The following is a 1278-nucleotide window of genomic DNA, read 5'->3' as shown; positions in this document are numbered from 1 at the left end:
AATCTTACAAGTCGCGTAAATTATGTTAGAATGAAGGCCTATTTATCAAGAGAAGGAGTTTTCATGGCTGTAAGTTTGAGTAAGGGTGGACGCGTTTCTTTGAGCAAAGAAAAACCGGGTCTTTCTAAAATTCTAGTGGGCTTGGGTTGGGATGTCAACACCAGCGATACAGGGAGTGATTTTGACCTAGATGCGTCTGTATTCTTGACCAACACATCTAATAAGGTCAATGACGAAAAGGATTTCGTCTTTTATGGCAATCTCTCTAGTAAGGATGGCTCTGTGGTGCACACAGGAGACAATAGGACGGGTGCGGGTGAAGGCGATGACGAGGTCATTAAAGTTGATCTCTCTAAGGTATCCAGTGATGTCGCAGAAGTTCACATTGTAGTGACCATCCATGAAGCCGACACACGCAAGCAGAATTTTGGCATGGTGCGCAAAGCATTTGTGCGCGTCGTCGATGAGAACGATGGACAAGAAGTTGTGCGCTACGACTTGGAAGAAGACTTTTCGGTAGAAACGGCCTTGAATTTTGGCAGGCTGTATAGAGGTGAGGGGAATGAATGGAAGTTTGCAGCCGTGGGCACGGGTTTTAAAGAAGGCCTAGCAGGTTTTTGTAAAGAATTTGGCGTCAATGTAGGTTAGGGATTTGCATGGCAGTTAATCTAGTCAAGGGGCAGAAGATCTCGCTCAAAAAAGAGGATGGGAACGCGCTTAGAGTTTTCTGTGTGGGGGCTAACTGGGGGGCAATCAGCAAGAAGGGCTTCTTTGGCAATACAAAAACCGAAGCGGTGGATTTAGACTTGAGCGTGGCCCTCTTTGGGGAACAAAGAAACTTGCTCAATTGTGTGTATTTTGGCAACCAGAGTGCCCCTGGAATCAAACACAGCGGAGACGATCGAACCGGTGATGTAGGGGGAGATGATGGTTTAGACAATGAGGTGATCAACATCGCACTGGACAGCCTAGACCCAGCAGTGCATCAAATTGTCTTTGTGCTCAACTCCTATACCCATATTGATTTTGACAAAATTCCCTTTGCCAGTATCCGTCTCTATGAGGGTTCTCCCGATCGTGTGAACAATGTTTTTGCTACCTATAATGTGGCTAAAGACGCAACCTTTGCGGGTAAAGAGGCAATGATTTTAGGCAAACTCTACAAACACAATGGCGAATGGAAGTTCAGTGCCATTGGCGAACCCACCGCTGATGACAAGTTAGAAGGCCTCCTAGCCAATTCTGTGCCCAAATACCTTTGAGACAACCTCAGCTCAC

2 protein-coding genes are annotated in these 1278 nt (G+C 46.2%); both read left to right on the top strand.

Features of this window, described 5'->3' with window-relative positions:
• The first annotated feature begins 63 nt into the window (after positions 1-63).
• Positions 64-648 carry a TerD family protein gene (locus tag C6H04_RS07785; RefSeq protein ID WP_104696191.1) on the top strand — a complete coding sequence of 195 codons (585 nt, stop codon included), beginning with the start codon at positions 64-66 and terminating at the stop codon, positions 646-648.
• Between the two features lie 8 nt (positions 649-656).
• Positions 657-1262 carry a TerD family protein gene (locus C6H04_RS07780; RefSeq protein WP_104696192.1) on the top strand — a complete coding sequence of 202 codons (606 nt, stop codon included), beginning with the start codon at positions 657-659 and terminating at the stop codon, positions 1260-1262.
• Positions 1263-1278: the final 16 nt, after the last annotated feature.

It is taken from the genome of Helicobacter salomonis (assembly GCF_900197775.1).
GTDB classification, from domain to species: Bacteria; Campylobacterota; Campylobacteria; order Campylobacterales; family Helicobacteraceae; genus Helicobacter; species Helicobacter salomonis.
Note: the sequence above shows the minus strand (reverse complement) of the source record. Positions and strands in the feature narration are given on the sequence as shown.

Coding starts and splice junctions, on each gene's coding strand:
- C6H04_RS07785 (WP_104696191.1), top strand. CDS start 64: ATGGCTGTAAGTTTGAGTAAGGGTGGACGCGTTTCTTTGAGCAAAGAA.
- C6H04_RS07780 (WP_104696192.1), top strand. CDS start 657: ATGGCAGTTAATCTAGTCAAGGGGCAGAAGATCTCGCTCAAAAAAGAG.